The 2,116-nt window shown below is 47.9% G+C and carries 2 protein-coding genes; both read right to left on the minus strand.

Going from position 1 to position 2,116, the window contains the following annotated elements:
- Positions 1-109 precede the first annotated feature (109 nt).
- Entirely contained in the window at positions 110-1,810 is a 1,701-nt protein-coding gene (locus AVHM3334_RS23595; protein ID WP_284415863.1) for a type III secretion system effector protein, read from the minus strand.
- A gap of 21 nt (positions 1,811-1,831) precedes the next feature.
- Positions 1,832-2,116, minus strand: a 285-nt coding sequence (locus AVHM3334_RS23600) for a hypothetical protein (protein WP_284415864.1), incomplete at its 5' end; no start/stop codon positions are given.

Raw genomic sequence — 2,116 nt, forward strand, 5'->3', positions numbered from 1 at the left:
CCGCCATCGAGCACAGTCTGAACCACCGGCCTCGCAAAATACTCAACTTCCATTCCCCGCATGAAGTGTTCTCACAACTCACTGCGGATCTCATTGCCGGCGTTGCACTTCAAGCTTGAGACCGCCCAGTGGGGGAGAGTTTTGTGTGTCGTTGAGCTTCTTGTTGTGCTTGCTCGATGAATGCCAAGTTTTTATTCAATACTTGGCGCACCAGAGCGGTGTCGGGCATCAAATCCGGCGCAATCGAGTTGATCAAGCTTTCTCCCAGTGATTGAAGAGATGCTTTTGCTTCGGACAAATCCTGTGATGCGTACCACTCTCGTACTGCTTCAGCTTCTGGAACCGCCTGTTGATGCAGAGCCTCTCGCATGGCTTCGACGATGGCTGTGTGAACCGGATCGAAACCTCTGGCGTAGCGACTGCTGAGGACGCTGCCGTCAAGCAGCACACTCAATGCAATACTGGGGTCTGCAAAAACCTTTGACCAACCGTGGCGTGGAGGATCCTCCGGTTTTGCTTGGAAGTCATTCGCGCGCGGGTAACGAAATCCTGTGACATCAATGCTGATGACTTTGCTGCGGCCATCGTCTCCAGCAACCACCAGCATGTTGTCTGGCCCCAAATCAGCGGACTCGCCCAAAGTCAGCCGAGCCAGCAATGATGTGAATAAGCCGTCGAGTCCCGAGCCATTCAAAGCTTCAGCAAGGGCTTGTTTTCCAGAGAGAATATTGTCGGGTGAGTTTATTTTCGAAATTAACTCCGTTGCTTGCGTCAATTCATCGGCGTTGACTGGTTTTCCACCTTTAGCTGATTTTACCAATGATATAGCGTTTCTTGCATCGGAAATCGAACAACCTGAGGGTAAAAACGATTTCATTAAAAAGCCATCTAGCGGTGTTGAGTCAGCGACCAGCCGTGAAGCAATTAAAGCGTTGTCGGAAAAACTCAGTAACGTTGAGTCGGGAATTTGATCTTTGCGCAAATAAGAGCCTTGCAACGTATTCACTAAATCCTGAGCTGCCGCCACATTTATAACATCAAACAATACAGGAATACCCAATGGGTCTTTCAACGATGGTTTAGCAAGAATTAGGTTGGAATGGATTTCGCTGACATCGGTGATGCTCAAGTCGTCACTGGCTGCTTTCCCCATCAACCTTTTGCCAAGCCCTGTTTCAAGAAATGTATGAAATGTGGCTGTCAAATTCTGCTTGATTTCACTTTTTCTACTGGCGCTGCCGTCGATCAGTCGAATGGAATCATTGACAATGTAGCCAAGCAGCTTGTTTGCATCTTCGATTTTGCCGTTGGCACAGTGAGTCAATGCTTGCCCAAGCAGACTTCGTGAAATTCCAGTTTTAACCAGGTGCTCTTCGCCATCTATTTTTGCGATCATTCCTACATCGGTGCCGCCGAGTGCTTTCTTCGAGCGCGAGAAAATGACAGTATTCTGATCGGTAACCGATGCGTTTTCGTCGCAAATAATTCCCGTCATTTTTCTAACGATTTCGAATACGGTGCGCTTTGGGTCATGGTGAAGAGAGGAAACTTTTGATTCCTCACGCGGAGGTAATTTTCCACTTCGAGTTCCAAGAGAGGAAATAGATGCATTCGAGCTAGAGCGTTGTGATTTTTTTGGTAAATTATTAAAAACTTCCGTTGTGACTTGATGTTTTTTGGGTGTTTGACTGTTTAAATTCAGCTGTGTATTCGAATTTGGTTGAGGCGTAGGCAGAGGAACTTTTCCAACATTACGCGATGATTTATTTACTTCCGGCATCATTGTCCTTGGTTTGGAAATACTTTTCAAAAAGTTGTGATTATTTACAATTTATTGATTTTTCAATGCCGCAGTCCAATAATTCGGATCGGCATATCGAGCGGCAAGCTCATCCAAATTGACGGCGGTCGTGTGAACCGCCCCGGGAATCCCGGAGACCCCTTGGTTTGAGTCACGCCGACATGGCGGACTCATGGGAGTGGGAATAGTAGGGAACCTCTCAAAACCCAGCCGGTCACTTGTTGACCAAGACCAGCTAACCCATTCCTTGCCATGATCACACCCCGTAGCGCCCTGAAGTTCGACCTGTTCGCGCAGGCTTCGCGCCAGCACAAG

It is taken from the genome of Acidovorax sp. SUPP3334 (genome assembly GCF_030159055.1).
Taxonomy (GTDB): domain Bacteria; phylum Pseudomonadota; class Gammaproteobacteria; order Burkholderiales; family Burkholderiaceae_C; genus Paracidovorax.